Annotated in this window: 25 protein-coding genes and 2 tRNA genes; 11 read left to right on the forward strand and 16 right to left on the reverse strand. The window is 64.3% G+C overall.

Annotated elements, in window-relative coordinates; all coding sequences use genetic code 11:
• The first annotated feature begins 30 nt into the window (after positions 1 to 30).
• The 3 genes from ACVMB1_RS30140 to ACVMB1_RS30150 all read left to right on the forward strand — a co-directional run bounded on the left by ACVMB1_RS30140 (position 31) and on the right by ACVMB1_RS30150 (position 3152).
• Positions 31 to 1089, forward strand: a complete 1059-nt coding sequence (locus ACVMB1_RS30140) for a RecB family exonuclease (RefSeq protein WP_456849632.1) — start codon at positions 31 to 33, stop codon at positions 1087 to 1089.
• 809 nt (positions 1090 to 1898) lie between these two features.
• Positions 1899 to 2777: an ArdC family protein gene (locus ACVMB1_RS30145; protein WP_456849634.1), complete on the forward strand. Its 879-nt coding sequence runs from the start codon at positions 1899 to 1901 to the stop codon at positions 2775 to 2777.
• Between the two features lie 9 nt (positions 2778 to 2786).
• Entirely contained in the window at positions 2787 to 3152 is a 366-nt protein-coding gene (locus tag ACVMB1_RS30150) for a hypothetical protein (protein ID WP_456849636.1), read from the forward strand.
• Between the two features lies 1 nt (position 3153).
• Here the strand turns inward: ACVMB1_RS30150 and ACVMB1_RS30155 are convergent.
• Both ACVMB1_RS30155 and yacG read right to left on the reverse strand, forming a co-directional pair.
• Positions 3154 to 3229 (reverse strand) — tRNA-Phe (locus tag ACVMB1_RS30155).
• 139 nt (positions 3230 to 3368) lie between these two features.
• Positions 3369 to 3563, reverse strand: coding sequence for a DNA gyrase inhibitor YacG (gene yacG, locus ACVMB1_RS30160; RefSeq protein ID WP_141342786.1), 195 nt, complete (start codon positions 3561 to 3563; stop codon positions 3369 to 3371).
• A gap of 353 nt (positions 3564 to 3916) precedes the next feature.
• Between yacG and ACVMB1_RS30165 the strand changes: the two genes are divergently transcribed.
• A complete protein-coding gene (locus ACVMB1_RS30165; RefSeq protein WP_253625312.1) occupies positions 3917 to 5233 on the forward strand; it encodes an ISNCY family transposase in 1317 nt (438 codons plus the stop codon).
• A 332-nt stretch (positions 5234 to 5565) separates the two neighbouring features.
• On the opposite strand, the gene ACVMB1_RS30170 is transcribed toward ACVMB1_RS30165, so the two are convergent.
• The 7 genes from ACVMB1_RS30170 to ACVMB1_RS30200 all read right to left on the reverse strand — a co-directional run bounded on the left by ACVMB1_RS30170 (position 5566) and on the right by ACVMB1_RS30200 (position 11049).
• Positions 5566 to 6195, reverse strand: a complete 630-nt coding sequence (locus ACVMB1_RS30170; protein ID WP_141342974.1) for a Maf-like protein — start codon at positions 6193 to 6195, stop codon at positions 5566 to 5568.
• A gap of 197 nt (positions 6196 to 6392) precedes the next feature.
• Positions 6393 to 6857, reverse strand: a complete 465-nt coding sequence (locus ACVMB1_RS30175) for an arsenate-mycothiol transferase ArsC (RefSeq protein ID WP_141342973.1) — start codon at positions 6855 to 6857, stop codon at positions 6393 to 6395.
• Positions 6858 to 6911: 54 nt separating this feature from the next.
• Complete coding sequence (locus tag ACVMB1_RS30180; protein WP_016841326.1) at positions 6912 to 7418, reverse strand: UPF0262 family protein; 507 nt, start codon at positions 7416 to 7418, stop codon at positions 6912 to 6914.
• Entirely contained in the window at positions 7415 to 8710 is a 1296-nt protein-coding gene (hisD, locus tag ACVMB1_RS30185) for a histidinol dehydrogenase (protein WP_141342972.1), read from the reverse strand. The genes ACVMB1_RS30180 and hisD overlap by 4 nt, the downstream gene beginning before the upstream one ends.
• 198 nt (positions 8711 to 8908) lie before the next feature.
• Positions 8909 to 9337, reverse strand: coding sequence for a DUF2948 family protein (locus tag ACVMB1_RS30190; RefSeq protein WP_057018152.1), 429 nt, complete (start codon positions 9335 to 9337; stop codon positions 8909 to 8911).
• An 84-nt stretch (positions 9338 to 9421) separates the two neighbouring features.
• Positions 9422 to 10081 carry a Rossmann-fold NAD(P)-binding domain-containing protein gene (locus ACVMB1_RS30195; protein WP_057018151.1) on the reverse strand — a complete coding sequence of 220 codons (660 nt, stop codon included), beginning with the start codon at positions 10079 to 10081 and terminating at the stop codon, positions 9422 to 9424.
• 29 nt (positions 10082 to 10110) lie between these two features.
• On the reverse strand, positions 10111 to 11049 hold the full coding sequence (locus ACVMB1_RS30200) for an SDR family oxidoreductase (RefSeq protein WP_141342971.1): 939 nt from the start codon (positions 11047 to 11049) through the stop codon (positions 10111 to 10113).
• Between the two features lie 169 nt (positions 11050 to 11218).
• Between ACVMB1_RS30200 and ACVMB1_RS30205 the strand changes: the two genes are divergently transcribed.
• Positions 11219 to 11824 (forward strand): TetR family transcriptional regulator, encoded by a 606-nt coding sequence (locus tag ACVMB1_RS30205; protein ID WP_229193278.1) that lies wholly within the window; start codon positions 11219 to 11221, stop codon positions 11822 to 11824.
• A 352-nt stretch (positions 11825 to 12176) separates the two neighbouring features.
• On the opposite strand, the gene ACVMB1_RS30210 is transcribed toward ACVMB1_RS30205, so the two are convergent.
• The 4 genes from ACVMB1_RS30210 to ACVMB1_RS30225 form a co-directional block, all read right to left on the reverse strand.
• Positions 12177 to 13001 (reverse strand): alpha/beta fold hydrolase, encoded by an 825-nt coding sequence (locus ACVMB1_RS30210; RefSeq protein ID WP_050382324.1) that lies wholly within the window; start codon positions 12999 to 13001, stop codon positions 12177 to 12179.
• A gap of 140 nt (positions 13002 to 13141) precedes the next feature.
• Positions 13142 to 13642, reverse strand: a complete 501-nt coding sequence (locus ACVMB1_RS30215) for a hypothetical protein (RefSeq protein WP_057018160.1) — start codon at positions 13640 to 13642, stop codon at positions 13142 to 13144.
• 177 nt (positions 13643 to 13819) lie between these two features.
• Positions 13820 to 14128 (reverse strand): UBP-type zinc finger domain-containing protein, encoded by a 309-nt coding sequence (locus ACVMB1_RS30220; protein ID WP_057018148.1) that lies wholly within the window; start codon positions 14126 to 14128, stop codon positions 13820 to 13822.
• 168 nt (positions 14129 to 14296) lie between these two features.
• Entirely contained in the window at positions 14297 to 15994 is a 1698-nt protein-coding gene (locus tag ACVMB1_RS30225; protein ID WP_141342968.1) for an FAD-dependent oxidoreductase, read from the reverse strand.
• Between the two features lie 569 nt (positions 15995 to 16563).
• Here ACVMB1_RS30225 and ACVMB1_RS30230 point away from each other — a divergent pair.
• A tRNA-Thr gene (locus ACVMB1_RS30230) sits at positions 16564 to 16638 on the forward strand.
• Between the two features lie 147 nt (positions 16639 to 16785).
• Here the strand turns inward: ACVMB1_RS30230 and ACVMB1_RS30235 are convergent.
• Positions 16786 to 17181, reverse strand: a complete 396-nt coding sequence (locus ACVMB1_RS30235) for a hypothetical protein (protein ID WP_456849638.1) — start codon at positions 17179 to 17181, stop codon at positions 16786 to 16788.
• Between the two features lie 641 nt (positions 17182 to 17822).
• The gene (locus tag ACVMB1_RS30240) at positions 17823 to 17948 is read right to left on the reverse strand and encodes a hypothetical protein (protein WP_256521266.1); all 126 of its coding nucleotides are present in this window, start codon (positions 17946 to 17948) and stop codon (positions 17823 to 17825) included.
• 99 nt (positions 17949 to 18047) lie between these two features.
• On the opposite strand from ACVMB1_RS30240, the gene ACVMB1_RS30245 reads away from it, so the two are divergent.
• From ACVMB1_RS30245 to ACVMB1_RS30255, 3 genes are all read left to right on the forward strand, one after another.
• The gene (locus tag ACVMB1_RS30245) at positions 18048 to 18368 is read left to right on the forward strand and encodes a hypothetical protein (RefSeq protein ID WP_141342966.1); all 321 of its coding nucleotides are present in this window, start codon (positions 18048 to 18050) and stop codon (positions 18366 to 18368) included.
• Positions 18369 to 18724: 356 nt separating this feature from the next.
• Complete coding sequence (locus tag ACVMB1_RS30250) at positions 18725 to 19468, forward strand: outer membrane protein (RefSeq protein ID WP_076830931.1); 744 nt, start codon at positions 18725 to 18727, stop codon at positions 19466 to 19468.
• Between the two features lie 250 nt (positions 19469 to 19718).
• The gene (locus ACVMB1_RS30255) at positions 19719 to 21863 is read left to right on the forward strand and encodes a methyl-accepting chemotaxis protein (RefSeq protein WP_456849640.1); all 2145 of its coding nucleotides are present in this window, start codon (positions 19719 to 19721) and stop codon (positions 21861 to 21863) included.
• Positions 21864 to 22241: 378 nt separating this feature from the next.
• Here the strand turns inward: ACVMB1_RS30255 and ACVMB1_RS30260 are convergent, their stop codons facing one another.
• Positions 22242 to 23270: an IS110 family RNA-guided transposase gene (locus tag ACVMB1_RS30260; RefSeq protein WP_057016162.1), complete on the reverse strand. Its 1029-nt coding sequence runs from the start codon at positions 23268 to 23270 to the stop codon at positions 22242 to 22244.
• 243 nt (positions 23271 to 23513) lie between these two features.
• On the opposite strand from ACVMB1_RS30260, the gene ACVMB1_RS30265 reads away from it, so the two are divergent.
• Both ACVMB1_RS30265 and hemA read left to right on the forward strand, forming a co-directional pair.
• Entirely contained in the window at positions 23514 to 24578 is a 1065-nt protein-coding gene (locus ACVMB1_RS30265; RefSeq protein WP_026191925.1) for an MBL fold metallo-hydrolase, read from the forward strand.
• A gap of 184 nt (positions 24579 to 24762) precedes the next feature.
• A complete protein-coding gene (gene hemA / locus ACVMB1_RS30270) occupies positions 24763 to 25992 on the forward strand; it encodes a 5-aminolevulinate synthase (RefSeq protein ID WP_076831070.1) in 1230 nt (409 codons plus the stop codon).
• The last annotated feature ends 8 nt before the right edge of the window (positions 25993 to 26000 follow it).

Consider the following 26000-nt stretch of genomic DNA (forward strand, 5'->3'; position numbering starts at 1 on the left):
GAGGCTCTTTCGCTCTTGCCAGGCGGTCCGGTGGCTGCCAGGGGCACTCTTGCTCACCGAGTCATCGAGCAGTGGTTCAAGGGCGAGGGCTCGGACAACCCGGCAACAGTGTTTGTTGCCAACTATGAAGCCCTACGCGACGAGCTCAGGGCCGATTCCGCGCGGGCGGTCTTTGCCGATCTCGCCGAAGTGTTCGGCCCGGCCGAATGGAGTGGCTTCCGGGCTTGGGTTCTTCGTCGCTGTGAGACCTTGGGGCGAACTCATTCGGGTCGCAGCCGAGGAGAAGCACTCAATCGAATGGCACCGAGGCGGTTGTTGGGCGTGGAAGTATCGCTCACGAGCCAAGCGTTGCGGCTCAAAGGGCGCGCTGACCGTATTCGCCGCGTTGCAGCAGAGAGCTACGAGATCCGGGATTACAAATCAGGTGCAGTGCTGGACGATGATGGTGAGGTGAAGGAGAGCATCGCGCTGCAACTGCAGGCCTACGGCCTGATGTTTTTGGAGGCCATGCCAGGTGCAGAGGTCACGCTCATCGTCGATGTGGGCAGAGAAATTCCTGTTGGATTCGATCAGGCGACTCGCGCGCGTGCGCGGGAGAGGATCGAAGCGCTATTGGCGCCCGTTCCGGAGGCGGGGCATTATCCAATGGAAAGCTTGGTTAAACCAGGCGCTGACTGTCTAGGATGCCGTATACGGCATCTATGCCGTGCTTATCTCACACAGGTACCCTCCTGGTGGCTGACTTACCCGGACAAATCGGCGCGGATCCCATATGATAGTTGGGGGACGGTTCTGGCCGTGAATGCGGGCGCAGGCGGAACGGACGTGACGCTGGAGGATGCCGCTGGAAGACGCGTTCGGGTCGATCGACTGGCTCACCGTCACGGTCTTACTGCCTCAGCTGCAGGTCGTAAGATTTGGCTGTTCGATCTCGAAAGTCCGGGACCTGGCAGGGACTTCAAGGGAAACCGCTACCACCCACGCGTTTTTTACGAATTGCCACGCGACCGACTCGAGCGGCGTGCCTGGGGCGCGCAGGTATTTCTTGGACCCGAAGGGACGGACGCACTCAAGGCCACCGCGCGTTGATGGCAGCACCCAGGGGACGCGATTTGCAAGACCATCGAACGCAAAGGCCGCCCAATTTGCTCGCGGGCCGTCATGTTGCTATTGCAGCGTGCGCTCCTGCCAACGCCATGTGAACGATAGGTTCGGTGTCACCTGCCATGACCATTTTACGCGCTTTCAGACTCCGCCTTCGCCCAAGTGATCCGGACAGAGCTGACCGATGCAATAGGCCTCTAGGAGTGCTCTCAGACGACCTTCCTCAATCGCGAGATATCTGAACTTGTAACCCTTCCGGAGTTTGGCCCCTTTACCTTTCAGTGCTTTGGTGACGAACGAGGAGGCCCCATGAAGGTGGTTGTTGAGCCGCTGACGTATGCCGTTCTTGCCCCTTACAGTTCGACCAACGTGAGCCACCCGTCCTTTCGGCGAGTAGACAATGTACACGCCATGAAGATTGGGGGCACTGAGTCGGTCACCGGCGCTTGGAAATCGGATCTTTGGTGATCGCAGCAGCTGACCGAACTTCGTCTTGATTGCCTTCGGTTCGCCCTTCATTTTTTCCCCACGCGCCCGAATGATTGATTTAATTGGTATTCATAATTCCGTCTGATGATCGGTCCTGGCGTCAAATCGAGTCGCGTTAAGAAAGTAGCAACCTTTCGGATTTTTGACCCTAGATATTTTCGGCGTACGTGTTCGCGCGCGCGAGACCCCCGGCCTGTCCATGCCCCCCGGTGGGTGAAAATTTGAAGCCTGCGGCCTAAGGGCCCGACGCGGCTATGGCAACGCGATCTTCCTTGGTCGCATCACCCCCAAGCCAGCGAGCACTCATGAAACGCGACTACTATGCGGAAGTCTCGGTGCGCATCCTCGCCGAGCTTGAAGCCGGCGCGGCACCTTGGATCAAGCCATGGTCGGCAACCCCTGGCGCGAATTCGCCATGTAACGTCGTGACCAATCGGCCGTACAGTGGCTGCAACATCGTTTTGCTGTGGATGGCGCAGGCGGTGGGCTATCGCACGCCGCGCTTTCTCACCTTCAAGCAAGCGCTTGAGCTAGGCGGCCACGTGCGCAAAGGCGAACGTGGCACGAAAGTGTATTTCGTGAAGCAGCTGCAAATCCGGGAAGACGGGGAAGACGACACTTCGGCGCGGTTGGTCCCCATGATGCGGGAGTACACCGTCTTCAACGTCGAGCAGTGTGATGACCTCCCCGACGCCGTCACCACCGGCAAGTCGCTGCGCGTTCGCAATCCCGATCGCCGTGACGAGCTTGCCGATGAATTCCTGCACGCAACCGGCGCCGACATCCGTGAGGGGCACGGGGAGGCGTATTACCTGCCAAGCCGCGATTTCATCTCGATGCCGGCGTTCGAGGCGTTCATGGGCGCCGATCACTTCTACGGCACGGCCTTCCACGAGATTGTGCACTGGACAGCGCGCAAGGGCCGCCTTGATCGCGATTTGAAGAACCGCTTCGGCTCGCGCAGTTACGCGGCGGAAGAATTGATTGCAGAACTCGGCGCAGCCTTCCTGTGTGCAGAGTTCGGCTTTGACGGCGATCTCCGGCACGCGGCTTACATTGCGACCTGGATCGATCTCCTGAAGGCCGACAAGCGGGCGTTCTTTACCGCGTGCGGCCAAGCGTCAAAGGCCGCTGACTATTTGCGTGGCTTGGCGCTGGCAGCACCGGCAGGTGTTGCAGCATGAGGCACCGTCATGGCCTCTCCCGCCCATAAGGCGTTCTTCGACATCCACCCGGTGACCGGCGCCTCTATCGAGGTATTCTTTGCTGACCGGTCGCTCGAAACGTTCGGCTGGCGCGGCGCTGGCTGGTTCTGGTGGCCGCGCCGGAGCGGGTTCGCGCCTACCGGGCCGGCGATCGGGCCTTTCCCTACAGGTTACGCCGCGTACCGGAATGCGATGGCCTCGTCACGCGCCGGCGAATTCACGGGAAGCAACGGAGTTCCACCGCTGCGACTGTCAAAAAGAGCGGCTCAGGTTGCAAAGCGGTTGCAACGCCGCCCGCAACGAACCGAACGAGCGATCCTCTCTTCCAGTTTAGATGAAATTTCAGGTGGTTAGATGGTGCCCAGGGGCGGGATCGAACCACCGACACTGCGATTTTCAGTCGCATGCTCTACCAACTGAGCTACCTGGGCATACCCGCGGGGCCGAAAGGCCAGAGCGAGCGGGCGGTTTATAGAGAGGTCGGAGCGCCGTGTCCACCCGCCTTCGCCAAAGGCTTCGGCGCGGCGAGCCCGACCGGCACTCTTTCCCCAACTTGTTGGGAAATCTTGGCTATTCCGGGTCCTCCGCGTCGTCCTCGCGGCCTGGGACGACATAGCGGCCGGTCAGCCAGCGGTTGAGATCGACGTCGCGGCAGCGCGCCGAGCAGAACGGGCGGAAGGCCTGCTCGACGGGCTTGCCGCAGATCGCGCAGGCACGCGGGGTGGCAGAGGGTATGGCCTTGGGCGTTCGGGCTTGGTCGGTCATGGCTGGGCCGGAGTTTACATCATCTGCCGCATGTTCCGCTGCGTTCCCTCCCTGCTTGCGGGTAGGGCAATCGCATATGCGTCTTCGCCGGCCGCGCAGGTGCTTGGCCGAGTGGCTCGAGACGGCGGCCTCGCCCGCAAGCGCAGGGCGATAGCCTCGGAGCGAAGGGCGTCTCCGCGATTTCTGGATAATGGAAGAATGCCGCCGATTTGCCCGACGAGTCAAGTTGTCGTGTCGAACGCTGAGCTCGTGATCTGTCGCCTGTTTGTAGCTCGTGAAGTGTCGTGTTTTCGGTGCTCCGGAACAAGGGGGGCACGATGGGCACGGCATCCATTCACGAGGGTGTACGACGGATGCGGTTTTCAGATTTGCTGGATCGGACGGAGGCGAAGGAACTGACGCAGGAGGCAGCATCGGAGGTTCTTGGGATCAGTGTTCGGACGTTTCAACGCTGGGCGGAGCGCTATGAGGCGGAGGGCGACGACGGGCTTGTCGACCGCCGGCTGGGGCGTCGTTCGCCACGGCGGGCGCCGGAGGAGGAGCTGGAACGGATGCTTGCGCTGTACCGGGACAAGTACGCGGACTTCACGGTGAAGCACTTCCACGAGCAGATGCAAAAGCGGCACGACTATGTGCTGGGCTATACGGTGACGAAGCTGGCGCTGCACGCGGCAGGGCTGGTGCGGAAGGCTCCGAAGCGTTCGGCGCACCGCAAGAAGCGGCCGCGGCGGCCGCTTCGGGGCATGCTGCTGCACCAGGACGGATCGCGCCACGTTTGGATCGAAGGCCTGCCCGCGAGGGACCTGATCGTCACGATGGACGATGCGACCAGCGAGATCTACTCGATGGTGCTGGTCGAGGAAGAAGGAACGGCCTCGACCTTCCAGGCCTTGCGCGAAGTGATTGGCGAGCATGGCCTGTTCTGCGCGCTCTACACCGACCGCGGCAGCCATTATTTCCTGACCCCAAAAGCTGGCGAGAAGATCTCGAAGACGCAACAAACCCAGGTGGGACGGGCTTTGTCGCATCTTGGGATCGAGCATATCGCAGCCTATTCGCCGCAGGCGCGCGGGCGCTCCGAGCGGGTGTTCGGCACCTTGCAGGACCGGCTGCCGAAGGAGCTGCGGCTTGCCGGGATCACGACGGTTGAGGCTGCCAACGCGTGGCTGAAGGCGCATTACATCCCCGGGCACAACGCCGCGTTTGCGATCAAGCCCGAACAGGAAGGCACGGCATTCGTGGCCGACCGGCATGAGGCCTGGCGCGAGGCGCTGTGCGTGATCGAGGAGCGAACCGTCGCCAACGACAATACCGTTGCATGGAACGGTCGGCGGCTGCAGTTGCCGGAGAGCCGGCTCAGGCCTCACTTCGTCAAGGCTGTGGTGCGCCTCCATGAGTATCCCGATGGCACCGTCAGCGTGTTCCTCGGACCGCATCGGTTGGCGATGTTTAGCGCCAACGGACAGCAGATCAGCCCCGACGCGCCCCAGCCTGGCGGCGTGCTCGGAGCCGTCAAGGACAAGCCCTGGCGGGCGCGCAAGCGCGCGTCCTTGACCGCTCCTGCGCGCACCGCCGTCGAGAAAGCGCGGGTCGGGACGGAGAAACGGGCTTCAAGTCGAACAAAGAAACTCACCCACAGGGCTAAAACCGCCACAACAGCCGTGGCATGATCAATCAGGGAAAGCCGTCCCCGCCTTCCGGCTCCCCTGCAAATCAGAAACGAAGGCGACAGATCACGAGCTACAAAAACACGACATCTTCACCCGCTACGGACAGTTGCCGTGTCGAACACGCTAGCTGTCGGCTCCTTTGCATGGGGTTGTTTTCGATATTTTGGCAGCGCGCCCCTGCGGCAGGCTATCGCGTCCGGCTATCGGCCTCGTTGCATAGCCCGGCCATGACGATGTGGAGCAGTTGAGGTGGGGTCTCATCGCGGGTCGTTCAGGAGGAAAGAGCCCCATCCGTATCGCATCTTCGATGCGATACGACCTCAGTGGATACCTCACACCGCGACGGAGTTGAGCCAGCCGTGGCGGATCGGAAAGCCCTCGCCGCCGAGCAAGGTCACGGTCTCGTAGAGCGGCAGGCCGACCACGTTGGTGTAGGACCCGACCATCTTGACCACGAACGATCCGGCAATGCCCTGCACCGCGTAGCCGCCGGCTTTGCCGCGCCATTCGCCGGAGCCGATATAGGCCTGGATGTCGTCCTCGCTGAGCCGCTTGAAGCGCACGCGCGTTTCGACCAGGCGCTGACGGAATGCCTCGCGCGGCGTCACCACGCAGATCGCGGTGTAGACGCGGTGATTGCGGCCCGACAGCAGCCGCAGACACTGCGCGGCCTCGTCGACCAGATTGGCCTTGGGCAGGATGCGGCGGCCGACCGCGACCACGGTGTCGGCGGCAATGATGAAGGAGCCGCGCAGGTCGTCGTCGAGATGCACCGATTTCAGCGCCGCGTCGGCCTTGGCACGCGCCAGGCGGTTGGCGCAGGCGCGCGGCAACTCGCCCCGCCGCGGAGTCTCGTCGACATCGGCCGGGCGCAGCGCATCGGGCTCGATGCCGGCCTGGTTGAGCAGGGCCAGCCGCCGCGGCGAACCGGAAGCAAGAACGAATTTGGGACGGCCTATCATGCGGGCTTTTGGGCTGAATCGGGGGGACGGACGCGGGCGGAACCTATCGGATGGGGCATGGATGCACAACCTTGGAACCGGCCGCGAATCGCGCCCCCGCCTGAGACCAGGCCCCATAAGCACAGCTGTTTGTCAGTCTGGCGACAAGCGGCGGTTCTGCGAATCGGAACACGCTGGTCCCCTCGCCTGGCCGAGCCTCACAGGTTTGCCGCGCCGGCCTTGGCAAAGCGGCGGCGGATGCGCAGCAACAGGCCGTCGCAGACCTCGCGGTAGGCGGCGAGCTTCTGCTCGCGGTTGCCGCTGGTGCCGGTCGGATCCTGCGTCGGCCAGTATTCGACATCGGCGGCGAGCGTGCGGGTGAGATCCAGCGCCCTGTGGTGCGCCTCCGGCGACAGCGTGATGATGAGATCGAAGTTCAGCCCCTCCCAGTCCTCGAGCTCCTCGAAGGTTTGCGGCTTGTGGCTGGAAATGTCCTGGCCGAGTTCGGCCATCACCGAGACGGCGAACGGGTCGAGTTCGCCCTTCTTGACGCCGGCCGAGCGAACATAGAGGCCTTGCGGAAACATCTGCTGCAGCAGGCTTTCGGCCATCGGCGACCGCACGCTGTTCAGGCCGCATGCGAACAGCACGGCCTGGGGATTGCGCGCGCGCGGCGCTTCCATGCGATCAGGCTTTTTTCGATCGGGGTACGCCCCCGTCAATCACCGCTTCACCGATCATGCGCCTTCACCCTTCCAGTGCAGCACAGTGATCAGCGTGAACAGCCGCCGCGCGGTCTCGAAATCGACGCGCACCTTGCCCTTGAGCCGCTCCTGCAGCGTGCGCGAGCCCTCGTCATGGATGCCGCGGCGGCCCATGTCGATCGCCTCGATCTTGTCCGGCGTCGCGGTCCGGATCGCCTGATAGTAGCTGTCGCAAATCATGAAGTAGTCCTTCACGACGCGGCGGAACGGGGTCAGCGACAACAGATGCGCGACCACCGGCGCGCCGTCCTCCTTGCGGATATCGAACATCAGCCGGTTGCCGGTGATCGCGATATGCAGGGTGTAAGGCCCCGGCCCGGCGGCGCCCTCGGGCGCGAATAGGTTCTGCTCGATCAAATCGTAGATCGCGATCGCCCGCTCATGCTCGATATCGGGCCCGGAACGGCCGATCGATTCCTCGTCGAGCGTCACCGCGACGATGCGATTGTTGGAATCCTCGTCGTCTGGTGGCTTGTTCATGAGAGGTTGAGGCGCAATCCGACGGAACGTGAATGGGCATCGAGACCCTCGGCCTGGCCGAGCGTCATCGCGGCGGGCCCGAGCGCACGCAGCTGATCCGGCCCGCACCGCAGGATCGAGGTTCGCTTCATGAAGTCAAGCACCCCGAGGCCCGAGGAGAACCGCGCCGAGCGCGCGGTCGGCAGCACATGGTTGGAGCCGCCGACATAGTCGCCGATCGCCTCCGGGGTATGGGCCCCGAGGAAGATCGCCCCGGCGTTGCGGACCTTGTTCGACAGGCCCTCGGCATCCGCGGTCATGATCTCAAGATGCTCGGCCGCGATCGCATTGGCGAGCTCGACCGCGTCGTCGAGTTTTGCCACCTTGATCACGGCACCGAAGTCGTTCCACGAGGTGTGGGCGATCTCGCCGCGCGGCAAGGTCGCTAGCTGCGTCTCGACCGCGCGCTCGACGTCGGCGGCGAGCCGTGCACTGTCGGTGATCAGGATCGACTGCGCGCTGACGTCATGCTCGGCCTGGGCCAGGAGATCGGCCGCGATCCAGTCGGCATTACCGGTGTCGTCGGCGATGACCAGCACCTCGGAGGGGCCGGCGATCATGTCGATGCCGACCTTGCCGAACACCAGCCGTTTTGCCGCGGCGACATAGGCGTTGCCGGGGCCGACGATTTTGGCGACCGGCGCGATTGTCGCGGTGCCATAGGCCAGTGCCGCCACCGCCTGGGCGCCGCCGACGCGGTAGATTTCCGAGACGCCGCCGAGATGGGCGGCGGCGAGCACCAGCGGGTTGAGCTTGCCGTCCGGCGCCGGAACCACCATCACCACCCGCGGCACGCCGGCGACCTTGGCCGGCACCGCGTTCATCAGCACCGAGGACGGATAGGCCGCGGTGCCGCCGGGCACATAGAGCCCGACCGCATCGACCGCGCTCCAGCGCCAGCCGAGCTCGACGCCGGCGGCATCGGTGAAGTGCTCGTCCTTCGGCAACTGGCGGCGGTGGAAGGTCTCGACCCGGTCGCGCGCGAACCTCAGGGCGTCGACGGTCTTGGGGTCGCAGGCCGCAACCGCGGCGTCGATCTCGGCTGCGGTAATGCGCAGGCCGGCCGCGTCGATATCGAGCCGGTCGAACTTTTTGGTCGCCTCGAGCAGCGCCGCGTCGCCGCGGGCCGCCACGTCGTCGACGATCGTGCGGGTGGCGCGCTCGACGTCGGCCGACACCTCGCGCTTGGCCGCCAGGAAATCGCGGAATCGCTGCTCGAAATCGGCGCTCTGTCGGTCCAGGCGAACGGGCATGACGGCTTTCTTAGGAGGAATTCGGGTCCCTGCTCAATGGCGCGACGGATAATGGCCGTCAACCCTTGGGGGATGTCATTCCGGGATGGTCCCAAGGACCAGACCCGGAATCTCGAGATTCCGGGTTCGGTCCGGAGCCTGTCATCGGGCCGCGCCTTGCGCGGACCCGTTGGGACCGCCCCGGAATGACGTGCCCAATCACCCCGGCGCCACGCCGAGATCGTCGATGCCCAGATCGGTCAATTCGCACTCCAGGCACTCGACATCCAGCCGCAGCGCCCCACCATGGCCGAACATCAGGAGCGCGCTGCCGCCCGGCGGGTCGGAGGCATAGAACTCGATCCCGAGCAGTTCCAGGGTGGCTTCCGGGACTTCCAGGTCGATATTGCGCGACTTGCATGCCAGCACCCGGTCGAACCTGAGCGCGGCGATCAGCCGCCGCGAGCAGGCGCCGCCCGACAGGGTCTGCTCCCAGTCCAGCCGGTTTAGGCCGACCACGAGCCGCTTCTCGTCCTGGCGCCAGACGATGTCGGAGGGCTGGACGTGGGCGTCCTGCACATGAGCCGAGATGACCGCGAGGTCATCGGCATCGAGAGCAATCAGTTTCAGCGGCGCGGGTGGGGACATGACGGTGGTTATAACGCCTCGCGGCCCGGGAGGTACCAAGAGACCTGGCGAAATCGCCGCTCGAGGGAACCGGCCCACCGCGCTTCAGAGGCGATTGATGTCCTCGCTCTCCAGCACCGGCCTGGGGTAGCCGTCGCGGGCGACCTTCAGCATGGCGCGGCCGAGCTGTTCCGACGTCGTCATGTAGTTCGGGGCGACCCGCACCAGAAAGGAAAGCAGCGGCGAGGTCGCGAGATAGATCGCCTGCACCCAGCCGGTCTTGGAGCGGACGCCATGCAGCGGCTGGATCCCGGCGGGCCGGAACATGTAGGCGGCCTTGAACGGCAGCTTGAGCAAATCGTTCTCGGTCTTGCCCTTCACCCGCGCCCACATCAACGGGCCGCGCTCGGTGGAATCGGTGCTGCGCCCCGTGACATAGGTAAACACCATGCCGGGATTGAGCCGCGCCAGCACCGTCGCCGCGGCCAGTGTGATGTCGTAGGTGAGATGGCGGTAGCGTGCCTCGTCCATGCCGATCGAGGAGACGCCGAGGCAGAAGAAGCAGGCGTCGTAGCCGGCAAGCTGCGGTTCGATCGCGCTGTAATCGACGAAATTGTCGTGGATCAACTCGACAAGCTTGGCATCGCGCTGCCCGGTCGGGCTGCGCCCAACCGCGAGCACGCGCTCGACACCGGGATCGAGCAGGCATTCGCGCAGCACGCCCTGCCCGACCATGCCGGTCGCGCCGAACAGGATGACCTTCATCTCGATTGCCCTGCTGCCGCCCGATCCGTTCAGGCGGCGGTTGCGACCTGATCAAACGATACACCGGTCAGCGCCGCCGAGATATCCCATAGCCGCTGCGCTACCGCGGTGTCCCTGGCGTGCGGCATGATGCGCGCCGGCGCAGGTGGGCCCTTCAACTCGTAGAACCCGTTGGGCCCGTAATAGCCGCCCGGCTGGGCCGCGGCTGAGGTCGCCGCGAACAGCGTCGGCAATGCGCCCACCGCCGCGGAGTGGCTCATGATCGGCTGCAAATATCGACCGAACCGCCACGACAGGCTGTCGGTGCCGGGACCGTTCGGGATCAGCTCGGTGCGCGCGTAGCCGGGATGCGCGGCATTGCTCATCAGTCCCCAGCCGTTGATCGCACTGCGACGCTGCAGTTCGAGCGCGAACATCAGCATCGCAAGCTTCGACTGGCAGTAGGCGCGCCACGGCGCGTAGGAACGGCGGGCCTGCAGATCGTCGAAATTGATGACGCCGGAGCGATGCGCAAGGCTGGAAAGATTGACGACGCGGGTGTTGTGGCCGCGGCGGAGCTGCGGCAACAGCAGCGCGGTCAACGCATAGTGGCCGAGATAGTTGGTGCCGAACTGCATCTCGAACTCGTCAACGGTGACCTGCCGCTTCGGCAGCGACATCACCGCGGCATTGTTGATCAGAAGATCGAGCGCGGTATGCGTGGCGGCGAAGCGCCCGGCGAAATCGGCGACCGATGCGAGGTTCGCGAGGTCGAGCGTTTCATAGGTCACCGCGGCATCGGGAAGCTGCGCGCGGATCCGCGCCAGCGCGTCCTGCCCCTTGGCGCCGTTGCGGCCGGTGAGCACGACATTGGCGCCGGCGCGCGCCAGTTCCAGCGCGGTCTCGTAGCCGAGTCCGCCGGTAGCGCCCGTGATCACGGCGGTCCTGCCGCCCTGCCGCGGAATGTCTGCAGTGCTCCAGCCGGTCATGCTTATATCTCCTTGCAACACGATTCGGGTTTCTCGTCGGGTTCCTGCGGGTCCAGCCGCATCCGACGAAATGTGCACTAAGTGCATTTTTGCAAGGGGTGAAAAATTGCAACGTCCGGCGCCCGCGCGCAAACCGGCCAGGAAATCGGCCAAGAAACCGGTCAAGTCGGTGCAATCCAAAGCGAATCCGGCGTCGCCGGCGGCGGGCCTGCGCGCGCGCAAGCGGCAGGAGACCCGGGAGCGGCTGACCAAGGCCGCGATGATGCTGTTTCTCGAGCGCGGCTTCGAGGCGACCACGCTCGACGACATCGTCGCCGCCGCCGACGTCTCGCGCCGCACCTTCTTTCACTATTTCGCCTCGAAGGAAGACGTGGTGCTGGCCTGGCAGGAGGACGGCACCGCGGCACTGATCGCAGCCGTTGCGGCGCGCCCGGCCACTGAATCCATGCTGCAGGCCGCCGAGAACGCCATCGCCGACATGGTCAAGCAGATCGATCCGCGCGAGGCGGTCGCGCTGGCGCGGCTGAAGCGCGACAATCCAGCGCTGCAGGCGCGCGATCAGGCCAAATATGAAGGGCTTGAGCGCGAACTCGCCAACGCGTTGCTCAAGCGCGCCAACCACAAGAATGACCGGATGAAAGCCCGGCTGGTCGCGATGATCACGACCGGCGCGATGCGCGTCGGCAGCGAGCTCTGGGCCGACGATGGCGCCCGCGAGAAGCCGGACCTGGTCGCCAAGCGCCTGTTCGCCGCGATCCGCGCGATTTTCGAGTGAGCCAGCCGATCACGGCGCTTCCGAAACATAGTCTCCGTAAGGCGAGCACATGCTTCGGACTCCTCCCCCTTGTGGTAGGGCAATCGCATATGGCCGTTTGAGGCGATCGGAGTTCCCACAAACTCGTCATGCCCGAGCTTGTCCCGGGCATCCACGTCTTCGTTTCCACGCGAAGAGAAGACGTGGATGGCCGGGACAAGTGTTTAGCCCGGCCATGACGGCGCGGAAGAATCGGTTCATTCCGTATGCGATTGCCCTGCCCCTTGTGGGGAGAGGAGTGAGCCACCGGGCGAGGTGGATTGAGGCTGCGCAATGTTGAGACGCGCGGCGCAGAGCACAGCCTCTCTCACCTTCAGCCCTTGATGAACGCCAGCAGGTCGGCGTTGATCGTCTCGGCCTCCGTCGTCGGCATGCCGTGCGGAAAACCCTTATAGGTCTTCAGCGTGCCGTTCTTCAGAAGCTTGGCCGAGAGCGGGGCGGAGTCGGCGTAGGGCACGATCTGGTCGTCGTCGCCATGCATCACCAGCACCGGCACGTTGATCTTCTTCAGATCCTCGGTGAAGTCGGTCTGCGAGAACGCGACGATGCCGTCGTAATGCGCCTTGGCGCCGCCCATCATGCCCTGCCGCCACCAGTTCTGGATCACGGCTTCCGACGGTTTTGCGCCGGGCCGGTTGTAGCCGTAGAACGGCCCGGCCGGCAGGTCGCGGTAGAATTGCGAGCGATTGGCGGCGAGTTGAGCCTGCAAGCCGTCGAATACCGACTTCGGCAAGCCGCCGGGATTATTCGCCGTCTGCACCATCAACGGCGGCACCGCGCTCAGGATCGCCGCCTTCGCCACCCGGCTCTCGCCGTGGCGGGCGATGTAGTGCACCACCTCGCCGCCGCCGGTGGAATGGCCGACATGGACGGCGTTCTTCAGATCGAGATGCGCGGTGACGGAAGCGAGGTCGTCGGCATAGTGATCCATGTCATGACCGTCGGCGACCTGGGCGGAGCGGCCGTGGCCGCGGCGGTCATGGGCGACGACGCGAAAGCCGTGCCCCACGAAGAACAGCATCTGCGCGTCCCAGTCGTCCGACGACAGCGGCCAGCCATGGCTGAACACGATCGGCTGGCCCGAGCCCCAATCCTTGTAGAAAATCTCGACGCCGTCTTTGGTGGTGATGGTGGGCATTGGAAGCACTCCTTCAGCTGATCGTCATTCCGGACACGCCAGGCGTGAACGAACCTTGGGCGACGGCGCATCGCGGACACGCCACCGCATCTCGTCTTCTATGCTGCGTGTCGCCACGAAATGAGGTCATCCGCCCCGGATCAGGCGAACGTGACCGCCCTGAACCGGCGCCAGGCACCGATGGTCACCAGGACGAAGAACACCAGCACGATGCCCTGCACCACGGCAAAGACCGGCCCGGATGGCGGGTTCGGCGGCACGGCTGGCGCCAGCGCCTGCAACGCCGGCACCTTGAGGAAGCTCTGGATGACCAGCACGAAGACGTTGAGATAGAGCGAGACCATCGCGGTCACGATATAGATCGGACGCCAGGCGCCCTTGAGCTGCATCGCATAGAGCGCAATGCAGGCGATCGCGAGCAGCACCAGCGAAAGCCCGCCGATGATGTGCGACGGCAGCAGCTTCTCGGTCACCAAAGGCGGGATCACGAAGCCGGTGGCGCTGGTCAGGATCGTGAGCGCGAGGAAGATCGCGGTCAGCCCCGGCATCGCGCGCGAGCCGAGCAGCCCGAACATCACGAGCACGCCGGCGACGATTGCAATCAGGCTGATAATGACGTGCACGAGCACCAATGTCGTCATGTGGCGCACTCCCCGTTGAGACCCGCGTGCGAGGTTACGATGCGTGACGGAAAATTGCTACATGCTTCGATGGCAGGACGGCCGACATCCCATCAAAAATTGCCGGCGCGGGCGATTGCTGAAAATTTTCGCACATATGTCACACGATGCGGCACGTGCGCCGTGCGAGAAGCCTCATCAATAATAGCGCGGGATCGGTCCGTTATGCGGCGTCTTGCGCTTCGACAGGTCGAACAGCACCTCGTCGACATAGCACCAGCCCCAGCCTTCCGGCGGATCGTAGCCCTCGATCACGGGATGGCCGGTGGCGTGGAAATGCGCCGTCGCATGCCGGTTCGGCGAGTCGTCGCAGCAGCCGACATGGCCGCAAGTGCGGCAGATGCGCAAATGCAGCCAGCGGCTGCCGCTCTTCAAGCATTCCTCGCAGCCAAGCGCACTCGGCGTGACATCCTGGATGCCGGCGATATGGGTGCAGCCTTTCGTCATTTTTCGGCCCTTACCTGTCGCAGCTATCTGATCCGTCATCCTGAGGTGCGAGCTCTTGCGAGCCTCGAAGGATGCACGGCCACACTGTGGCCGATTCATTCTTCGAGACGCCGCTTCGCGGCTCCTCAGGATGACGGGAAAACGTTTGCGTGCGTCGCATCGACGTTGCTACAGTGTGTGATCACCCGCGTCAGCGAGATAGCCGTGCAGCGCGGCCACCACCTGAGCGCCCTCGCCGATCGCGCCGCCGACGCGCTTGACCGATCCGGAGCGGACGTCGCCGACCGCGAACACGCCGGGCACCGTGGTCTCGAGCAGCGGCACGGCGCGCGCGCCTTCGCCGGTCTGCACGCCGGTCATCACGAAGCCGCCGCGGTCGACCTGCACCCCGCAGCCCTCGAGCCAGCCGGTCGCCGGATCGGCGCCGACAAACAAAAAGAGATTGCGGATATCCATGGTGAACTCGTCGGGCGCGAGCCGGCTGCGCCAGCGCACCCGCTGCAGCGTCTCCGCGCCGTCGAGCCCGATCACCTCGGTGTTGAACATCAATTCGATATTCGGCGTCGCCTCGATGCGCTCGATCAAATAGCGCGACATGCTGGCTCCGAGCCCGCCGCCGCGGATCATCATGTTGACCTTGCGGGCATGCGCCGACAGGAACACCGCCGCCTGCCCCGCGGAGTTGCCGCCGCCGACCAGCACGACGTCCTGGTTGGCGCAGAGCCGCGCCTCGATCGGCGAGGCCCAGTACCAGACGCCGCGGCCTTCAAAGGCATCGAGATTGTCGATCTCGGGCCGGCGATAGCGCGCCCCGCTGGCGACCACCACGGATTTCGCGCGCAGCGTATGCCCGCAGGCGGTGTCGAGCACGAATGCGCCGGACGCTTTCGTGCAGTCGAGCGATTTGATCGAGACCGGGATCAGCATCTCGGCGCCGAATTTCTGGGCCTGGTTGAAGGCGCGCCCGGCCAGCGCCTGGCCGGAGATGCCGGTCGGAAAGCCCAGATAGTTTTCGATGCGCATGCTGGCGCCGGCCTGGCCGCCGAAGGCGCGGGAATCGAACACCGCAACCGACAGGCCTTCCGACGCCGCATAGACCGCGGTGGCAAGCCCGGCCGGGCCGCTGCCGACCACGGCGACATCGTAGAGTTTTTCATGCGCGCTGTTGCCGATCATGCCGAGCGCCATCGCAAGCGCGGTCTCGGACGGATTGCGCAGCACCGTGCCGTTGGGACAGACCACCAGCGGCAGCTCGGCGCGCGTCGGCGAATAGCGCGCGACGAGGTCGGCGGCATCCTTGTCGGTCTCGGGATCGAGGAGGTGGTGCGGCTGGCCGTTGCGCGCCAAAAAATTCTGCAGCGACGCCATGTTGCCGACCGAGGCGGGGCCGATCAGCACCGGCCCGCCGGCGCCGCCCTGGATCAGGCTGACGCGGCGCAGGATCAGCGCGCGCATGATGCGTTCGCCGAGATCGGCCTCCGCAACCAAGAGCGCGCGCAGCCGGTCGGGCGGCAGCAGCAGCGTCTCGACCACCCCATCGGCATGGCCGTCGACCAGCGCCGGGCGGCCGGAGAGCTGGCCGATCTCGGCGAGGAACTGGCCCGGTCCCTGGTCGATGATCGGCGCGACATGGCCGAGGCCGTCGCGCTGGGTGATCGAGACATTGCCCGACAGCACCACGAACATGCCGGGCCCGGGCTTGCCGGTCTCGAACAGCGCCTCGCCGTCCTGGTATGAGCGCGGCTCGCCGAAGCGGCGCATCCGCTCGATCTCGTGCGCGGTCAGGGTCGGAAAGGTCTGCTCATGGCGCGGGAAGGCGTAGGCGGTTGCGCTCAGCCGATCGATCGTCGTCTCATCTACAGCCATCTCGGCAACCCGCTTCCTTATAACAATGCGCACGAACCGGGTTAACGGCGCGGCTCGTTTCCGCCGGCGTCATCTGGTGAGCCGCCATCTAGCGAACCATGGGCGGCTTCGGAAGAGGCCGCATCGTCACGACCGCGCGCCTGCGATTTCCGCCGCTTCAGGTTTTCGCGCAGCGCGAGCTTGAGACGATCCTGTCGTGAATCCTTCACGCGGGCTCCGGCCTGCCCGCCGCCTCTGTCCTGGTCGCCTGTCATTGCAAAACTCTCGAACCGCCGCCGCGCTGCGCGCGAGGCGAGCATAGCCAATGGCGGGTGCCCGCGCACCCTGCCCGGTCGGTCAGTTGCGGCGATATGATTCGGCGGCAAGCGCGGATCGGGATAGTTTCGGCGCGATCGGGAACCCAATCCGGCCGAAATCGGCCAGATTGGCCGGAATCAACGGCGAGGCGGTCGATTTCTGCCGATTTCAAGGGCGACAGGGGCGCGGTTTCGCTTGCGCCAAAGGGAGGCCTGTGGCAAGAACCGCCCGCTTGGACGGGCCCTCGGGGCCGATTCATTTTTCCCGGGCATGCTGCCGTAGCTCAGTGGTAGAGCACTCCATTGGTAATGGAGAGGTCGACAGTTCAATCCTGTCTGGCAGCACCATCTTTTCAATGACTTAGCTAGCCTCCGATCCCCCATTGACCATACAGTAACAATTTTGCGCAGATCCAAGCGTTGGAGGGCAATGGCCACAATCGGCGCTGAAGCACAAGGTACCGAAAGCGGTCGGTCTGGGCTATTTCTCTATTTTCACCTAAGTAGCACCAAGGTTCTTCCGGTCTTTTCGGCGTCATTTACCGATTTCTCTACGTGACGTGCGACAGCTAAAAGTGCCTTTCTGAAGAGCTCAAAGTGCTTTCCCACGTTTGTGCTCGCAAGCCATTCGTCGTCTTCGGGAGAGAGGGGCAATCCTCTGACTCGAGAGGCCCTCTTGGCCTCGCGATTTGAGATATTATTGGCCTCACGATCTCTAGCTTCGATCCGTCGACCAATTTCTTCGCCCGGAATGGAGTCTTCATTCTCCAGTGCGTCGAATACCCCCTTGAATTGGACCGGGTATAGCCGCTCCATCATGAGTGGGAAGCTATGCATGCGGCTGTCTCCCAGATTGAGCACCGTATGCTCTTTGCCCTTTTCGTTGCCCATATTGGTCTTAGATGACTCAATCCGGTCGCACCGACTTACATTGCGAGGCTTAGAGGCTTTTTGACAGAAGCAGCCCGCTTTCGCGTTCGGGGCTACGTGCAGCGGAAAGTGTAGACCTTGGTACGCTGAGTGAGTTGATTCACTCGAACGTCAGGGTTTGGGTCAGCAATGAAATTGAAGCCCCTCGGACAAGTTTGCCCCGCGAATTCGTTGGCGAACACAATCATCCGCTGACTCATTGAGCTTTCCGTCTCCAATACTCCTGGCGCGACATGAACCGTAACCATGTGTGTGTTCGCATTTAGTAGCTTATGATCGTACTGGATATTTCCCACACCGCCGACCTGCGATCCGGGCGCAACTTGAGACGATCCTCCTCCGTATGCGCACGCTCCGAGAAACAAACATAAGAAACCGACTACGAAAATCCGCATGTGCCCCCCAACGCCCAAAAAAGTTGGAACAACTTATGCGCGAATCAGACCAAGCAAAAGCCGAGACAGCGGAGCTCAGATCCTTGGACCGAAAAAAACGCAATCAAATCAAAGCAAGAAGCGCTAGTTCAATCCTGTCTGGCAGCACCAGGATCTTCGCAAAACGATGGCAGTCGCAGGCACGCGGTGCGCCCGCGTGCGCTGGAATCAATGCGCCAGCAGCGCGCCCATCCCGCCGATCGTCAGCACGACGTAGAAGGCGAACACACTGCCGACCCATTTCCAATCGATCTGATCGTGTTCGGGGCTGAGGCTTTCGATGATGCCGTGCATGATGGTTTCCTTTAGAACTCGCCTGCGTGGCGTATAACCCGCGCCTCAAGCACCTCATGTGACTCACTTCACATTTTGCCATCGCGGAGCGGACCAAGCGTGACCGGCCCAGAACTGAAGAAACTGCGCGAACATCTCAGCGAGGCGCTGGGCCGCAAGCTGACGGCGGCGGATATGGCGAAGCTGTGCGGGCTATCGGCCGCCGGCGGTGCCGAGAAGCTGCGCAGATGGGAAGTCACCGGCCCGACCCCGAAGGTTGCCGCCGTGCTGCGCGTGCTGGCGATGGCGAGCGAGCACTATCCGATCCTGGAGAAGTTCGACGTGTTCGATCGCCATGACGTCCCGGTCAGGGATCGCGCCGCGCGCCGCCAGGCGTTCCGCGAGCAGATGCGCGACGATGTGCGCAAGCGACTGGCCTAAAGCGCGATCACATTAGGTTGAATCATCATCGCGCTTTAGCTCCTTGTTTGAGCATGATCTCCGCGCAAACGCGTTCCGCGTTTGTCGAGAGGGAAAACCGCTTCGCACTTTTCCGGATTATGCTCTAACCGACGGCTTGGTTAACAGGAAATGCGCGCCGCGCACACCGCGTTAAGCCTTGCTTCATTCCACCTTAAGCGTTCGTTAGGCACAACAAAACGTTTCGCCGCAAAGGCTGCGACTTAACGCTCCGCGCAGCGTTCCGGTGACTGCATTTTATTCAAATGCGGTCTAACCCGTCGCCGTGGATGGCGCCATTCACGCTGCGCCTCATGACTTGTCCGGAGACTGCCCCCATGAAGAAGTTCCTGCTCGCAACCGCCGCCGTCGCGGCGGCCGTCGCTGCCTTTGGCGCGACCGCCAACGCCGCCGATTTCAACCGTGGCTATTATCAGAAGGCGCCCGCGCCTGTTTACGCCGCTCCGCTCTACAACTGGACCGGCTTCTATCTCGGCGGCCATCTCGGCGGCGTTTTCTCCCAGAACAACAATTTCAACGGCCTCGCGCTGTCCGACTCCGACGCCCGCTTCATGGGCGGCGTGCAGGCCGGTTACGACTGGCAGCTGTCGCCGATGTGGGTGATCGGCCTCGAAGGCCAGTATTCCTGGGTCGGCGGCCATCAGCTCAACGCGATCTTCCCGGGCGGCTACGTCTACAACAACAACCAGCGCGGCATCGGCTCGATCACCGGCCGCGTCGGCTACACCTGGGGTCCGGGCCTGATCTATGTGAAGGGCGGTTATGCCTATTCCGACAACAACGAAACGGTGACGCTCGGCGGCGCGCCGGTCGGATTCACGCTCAGCGACAACCACAGCAACGGCTGGACCATCGGCGGCGGCGCCGAATACATGTTCGCGCCGAACTGGTCGGCCAAGGTCGAGTACCAGTACTATGACTTCGGCGACAGCCGCTTCACCGCGCCGGGCGCGCTGGTGCCGGTCGGCAGCTTCCACAATGACGAGCACACGGTGAAGGCGGGCCTCAACTACCGCTTCAATCTCGGCAACCTCGGCGGCCCTGCTTACGGCCGCTACTGAGAGCACGCCCACAACCAACAGTGGAAAAGGCCGGCTCACGCCGGCCTTTTTGCATCCGATCGCGTGCATCGATTCCGCACAGCGAACCGAGACGTCGCCACTGCGCGGCAGCCCTGAAAAATCCCGCAGATCGTCGCAATTTTCCCGATTTTGTTAACCGGCCGCACCGATACTCCCGCGCCGGGGAAACATCCAAGAGTAGTGGCCAAGGATAGTGGCCAAGCGTAGTGGGCCAGGGGGCACAGGGGCAATGGCGTTTCGGTTCAAGCTCGGCAAACCAAATCTCAAGCGTATCCATCTGCCGCAGATGGGCGTCAGGGGCAGCCTGTTCGCGGCGTTCGCTGTGATCGCAGGCATGGCGCTGGTGATCAGCGCAGGCGCCGGCATCGTGCTGCATCAGCTCGGCGGCACCATGACCGATCTCTCCGGCCGCGACATTCCGCGGCTTGCCGCGAGCCTGCAACTTGCCGCGCAAAGCGCTTCGCTCGCGGCGCAAGGCCCCGGCCTGCTCGCCGTGCAGAGCGAGGACGCGCTGAACGATCGCACCAAGAAGGTGCAGGACGTCGCGCGGCTCACCAGCGCCAAGCTCGGCGAGATCATCGAGCTCGGCGCCGACAAATCCGTGGTCAGCGCATTGCAGGAGAACGTCAAGAACACCGACGAGGCCACCAAGAGCCTGATCTCGGCGGCGCGCGAGCGGCTCGAGGTCGGCGCGCTGCGCGACAAGCAGTACAACGCACTGCGCAAGGCGCAGGCGGCGTTCGTCTCCGCCGCAAGTCCCGCGATGCTCGACGCGCAGACCCGGCTCAACGCCATCCTCGCCGCGGCCGCAGTCTCCGCGGACGACGCCACTGAAGCTGCCCGCACCGTCGGCCAGATCAGCAACGTGCTCGCCGCCGGCAATCTGATGGCCGCCGACATGACCGCGGCGCTGTCGGCCAATTCCAGCGAAACGCTCGATGCGATCGAGGCCGAGTTCAAGGCCGCGCGTGAACGCGTCAAGTCCAACCTCGAGGACCTGCCGAACAATCCCGCGATCGTTGCGGTGCGCGACACCGCCTCGAGGCTGCTCGTGCTCGGCGAAGGCAAGACCGGCGTGTTCAAGATCCGCCAGAAAGAGCTCGACGCGATCGACTACGGCCAGACCATCCTGGAAGAGACGCGCAAGCTCAATGTCGGGCTCGGCATCAGCGTCCAGCAGCTGGTCGACGCGGTGCAGAAGGAGACCGACAGCTCGACCTTCCAGGCACGGCAGCAGATCTCGCTCGCGACCATGGTGATGATCGGCCTCGGCGCCCTGACGCTGGTCGGCTCGTTCCTGTTCGTCTGGCTCTATGTCGGACGCAACATCCTGCGCCGCATCCGCGGCCTGCAGCGCTCGATGCAGCTGCTGTCCGACGGCGACCTCGACACCGAGATCCCGCAGAGCCGCCAGCGCGACGAGATCGCCGTCATGGCCGACGCGCTGCAGGTGTTCCGCGAGAGCATGGTCGAGAGCCGCGAGCTCACGGAAAACCAGAACAAGGACCGCAGCGCCAAGGCGGAGCGCGCCTCGCGCATGGAAGCGCAGATCGTCACGTTCGAATCCAACGTCCGCAGCGCGCTCGGCAGCCTGCAGACCGCGGCGAACTCGATGCAGTCGACTGCGCAGAGCATGTCGGCGACCGCGGACCAGTCGAGCGCGCTGGTCAACGCCGTCGCGTCGGCCGCCGAGGAAACCTCGGTCAACGTGCAGACGGTGTCGGCCGGCACCGAGGAGCTGTCGTCCTCGATCCAGGAGATCGGCCGCCAAGTCGTGACCTCGGCGGAGATCGCCCGCAAGGCGGTGGAGGAAGCCAGCGCCACCGACAGCACGATGCAGGGGCTTGCCGACAATGCCGCACGCATCAGCGTCGTGGTCGACCTGATCCAGACCATCGCCTCGCAAACCAATCTGCTCGCGCTCAACGCCACCATCGAGGCGGCGCGCGCCGGCGAGGCCGGCCGCGGCTTTGCCGTGGTCGCCTCCGAGGTGAAGAACCTCGCGAGCCAGACCGCGAAGGCGACCGAGGAAATCCGCCAGCAGATCGTCAGCATGCAGGAGGTGACGACGACGGCCGTCTCCGCGATCCGCAACATCTCGAGCACGATCGGCGAGATCAACGACGTCACCACCGCGATCGCCGCCGCGGTCGAGCAGCAGGGCGCGGCGACCCGCGAGATCGCCCGCAACATCCAGCATGCGGCGGGCGGCACCAGCGAGGTGTCGAGCAACATCGTCGGCGTGTCCACCGCGTCGGCCGAGGCGGGCACCGCCGCCGGCGAGGTGCTGAGCGCCTCCGACGCACTGCGCCGCGAGGCCGACGTGCTGCGCTCGGAGATCGACGGCTTCCTGTCGAACATCCGCGCGGCGTAGGTACAGCGTCGTTCCGGGGCTATGCGAAGCATAGAACCCGGAACCTCGAGATTCCGGGTTCGCCTCTTCGAGGCGCCCCGGAATGACGGGCACGTATTCGCAAGACCGTTCGCTTCATCCGGGCTTCTGTAACGGGCCTTGGTTAGTCAATCCCTTTTCGCGTCATCCACTCGCCGGGCACTTGCTTCTGTACGGGATCGGCGCGAAGGCCGTCGCCTGATGGGGTGCATTGAGGAGCCGGCCGGCCAATCTACGGATTGCGTGGTCGTGAGCCACTTCCCGGATGGCGGCCTGACCGGATCCATCGTCCCAGCGGAGGGACTTCGCTCGGGGAGAGCCTGGTGTCGTGGCCCGCCCGGAACCGATTGCTGCTCCTGGCTAGATGGCCTTGGTCATCGGGTTGAACGGTTTGGTGTCGGCGAGCATGCGATGCAGGATCACGGCGAGCTTGCGAGCCAGCGCTACCTTGGCCTTGCGCATGCCTGCGCGCCGGGCGATCCGCATCGCCCAGCTCTTCAATGCCGAGCAATTCTTGACCGGCTTGGTCAGCATGACGTGAGCTGCCTGGTAGAGTGCCTCGCGCACGGAGGCATCCCCGATCTTGCTGATGCGGCCGGTGTAGTCGGTCTCACCGGACTGGTACTTCTTCGGGGTGAGCCCAAAGTGGGCTCCCGTGGCCTTCGAGGAGCGGAAGCGCTTCGGGTCGTCGATCGCCGCGGCATAGGTGAGCGCCACGATCGGACCAACGGACGGCGTTGTCATCAGGAGCTTGGCGGATGGATGCGTCCTGGCGAGCTTCTGGGTGTGCTTGTCCAGGCTCTTGAACTCCCGCAGCAGCACCGCATGGGCTTGGAGCAGCGCCGCCGCGACCAACTCCAGTCCGGGATGGCCGGTCACGAGCTCGCGGATGCGTCCGGCGAACGTGCGCTCGGTGGTCGCACCGACCTTCAGGCCAAAACCGCGAAGTATGCCGCGCAGGCTGTTCTCGACATCGCGAAGCTTGGATTGCAGCAGCTTGCGCGCCGTCAGGATGGCGCGGGTCTCCTGCGCCGCGACCGACTTGCAGTGCACCGGCCGGAACCAGCCGAGCCGCATCAACTGCGCGATCCGGCGGGCATCGTTGCGGTCCGTCTTCACCGGCATCGACTTGAAGGCTTCGCGAACGTGCCGCGTTTCCAGCAGCTCGACCGCAAGCCCTGCGTCTCGCAGACCCGCATACAGCCATTGCGACAAGGGGCCTGCCTCCAGCCCGATCCGTTCCAGTACCAGACCCAGCGACCGGAACCAGGCGATCAGCGCCGCCGGCTCGCTCGCAACCTTCGTCTCGCGCAAAATCTTGCCTGTCCCATCGACAAGGCAAACGCTCGAGCATTCCAAAGACACGTCAATTCCTGCATAGTGGTACATGGTCGTCCCTTAATGATGCTTGGAGCGGGCTTGCCCGACTCCGTTGAACACCATCAGTTTGAGGGACGACCGCCTTCCAACCAACAGGCCGCTCGCGAGCGCGCTTCCAAATTGCGCCGTAGCGAGCGGGCGGCCGGCCCGTTACCCCATCTACGGAATTCCGGCGATTTCTCGTCCCATTCTCCGGACGACTATCTGATTTTTCGGCTGGCGCGGCGGCCCGTGTGCCGCTAAGCCGGTAGCATGCATACGAAGACCGACCCCGTGCACTCCTCGGCGGAGGCACTGCGATACCCTTGGGAGAACCATCCCGGCCACGACCAGGTCGTGGAGGTGGCTCCCGGCGTGCTGTGGGCGCGGCTGAAGCTGCCGTTCCGCCTCAACCATGTGAACATCTATCTGCTCGCCGACGGCGACGGCTGGACCATGGTGGATGCCGGCTTCGGCAATGAGGAATCGATCGCGGCCTGGACCACGCTGTTCGAGGGGCCGCTGAAACACGTCAAGGTCACCCGCCTGATCGTGACGCATTCGCATCCCGACCATGTCGGTCTCGCCGGCTGGATCACCGAGCGCTTCGGCTGCCCGCTGTTCATGTCGCAGGTGGAATATCTGCAGTCGGTCTATCACCAGAACCGCGGCACCGAGGAGCGGCGCAACGCGCAGCGGCTGTTCTTCCGCCGCCACGGCATGGACGAGGACCTCACCGAGAAGCTGCTCGGCCGTGGCCAGGACTATCTGAAGCGCGTGTCGGTGCTGCCGCCGTCCTATCACCGCCTCACCCATGGCGACGAGGTCGTGATCGGCACGCGGCGCTTCAAGGTGATCACCGGCGGCGGCCACGCGCTCGACCAGGTGATGCTGTATTGCGCGGCCGACAAGCTGTTCCTGTCCGCCGACCAGGTGCTCAGCAAGATCTCGCCCAATGTCAGCGTCTGGGCGGTCGAGCCGGAGCAGAACTCGCTCGGCGAATATCTGGCCTCGCTGGCAAGCCTGACCACCACCCTGCCCTACGACGTGATGGTGCTGCCGGGCCACGGCGTGCCGTTCTACGGGCTGAAGACCCGGATCAAGCAGCTCGCCGATCACCATGAGGAGCGCTGCCGGCTGATCGCCGAGGCCTGCCGCGAGGTGCCGCAGACCTCCAAGGAGCTGGTGCCCGTGGTGTTCCACAAGCACGTGCTGGACGAGCACCAGATGGGCTTCGCCGCCGGTGAGCTGGTCGCCCATGTCAATTACATGCTGGTCGAGGGCCGCCTGACGGCCGAAATGCACGCCGACGGCATGCTGCGCTTCAAGACCACCTGAACCCGGCCGGGCGGCAAGGCATCGCCCGGCGATTTGACCGAAATCGAGCCGAACGGCCCCGGCTAGGGCAATTTGCCCAACTGCGACGCATGCCCAGATGTGGGTCAATGCATGGACATTAGAGCTGGAAAAGCTCTAAGAAGAAGCAGTCGTTCCGGTCAGGTTCCGCTTTCTGGGTTTGCCGATGGATTACAGCCAGTTCTTCAATACCGCCCTCAACCGCCTGCACGACGAGCGGCGCTACCGGGTGTTTGCCGACCTCGAACGGATCGCGGGCCGCTTCCCGCACGCCACCTGGCATTCGCCGAAGGGCAGCCGCAACGTCGTGATCTGGTGCTCCAACGACTATCTCGGCATGGGCCAGCATCCCAAGGTGGTCGGTGCCATGGTCGAGACCGCGACCCGGGTCGGCACCGGCGCCGGCGGCACCCGCAACATCGCGGGCACCCATCATCCGCTGGTGCAGCTCGAGGCGGAACTCGCCGACCTCCACGGCAAGGAAGCCTCGCTGCTGTTTACCTCGGGCTATGTCTCGAACCAGACCGGCATCTCGACGCTCGCCAAGCTGATCCCGAACTGCCTGATCCTGTCGGACGCGCTGAACCACAATTCGATGATCGAAGGCGTGCGCCAGGCCGGCTGCGAACGCCAGATATTCCGCCACAACGACGTCGCGCATCTCGAGGAGCTCTTGATCGCCGCCGGTCCCGACCGGCCGAAGCTGATCGTCTGCGAGAGCCTTTATTCGATGGACGGCGACGTCGCACCGCTCGGCAAGATCTGCGATCTCGCCGAGCAATACGGCGCCATGACCTATCTCGACGAAGTGCATGCGGTCGGCATGTACGGCCCGCGTGGCGGCGGCATCGCCGAGCGCGACGGCGCGATGCACCGGATCGATATCGTCGAGGGCACGCTGGCAAAAGCCTTTGGCTGCCTCGGCGGCTACATCGCGGGCCGCGCCGAGGTCATCGACGCGGTGCGCTCCTATGCGCCGGGCTTCATCTTCACCACCGCACTGCCGCCGGCGATCTGCTCGGCCGCGACGGCTGCGATCCGGCACCTGAAGACCTCGAACTGGGAGCGCGAGCGCCACCAGGACCGTGCCGCCCGCACCAAGGCGATCCTGACCGCCGCCGGCCTGCCGGTCATGTCGAGCGACACCCATATCGTGCCGCTGTTCGTCGGCGATCCCGAGAAGTGCAAGCGGGCCTCCGACCTGCTGCTCGAGGACCACGGCATCTACATCCAGCCGATCAACTATCCGACGGTCGCCAAGGGCACCGAGCGGCTGCGCATCACGCCCTCGCCCTACCATGACGACGGCCTGATCGACGCGCTGGCCGAGGCGCTGCTCCAGGTCTGGGACCGGCTCGGCCTGCCCCTGCACCAGAAGTCGCTGGCCGCCGAGTAACCCTATCC

The sequence above is a fragment of the Bradyrhizobium sp. USDA 4504 genome, from assembly GCF_054063995.1.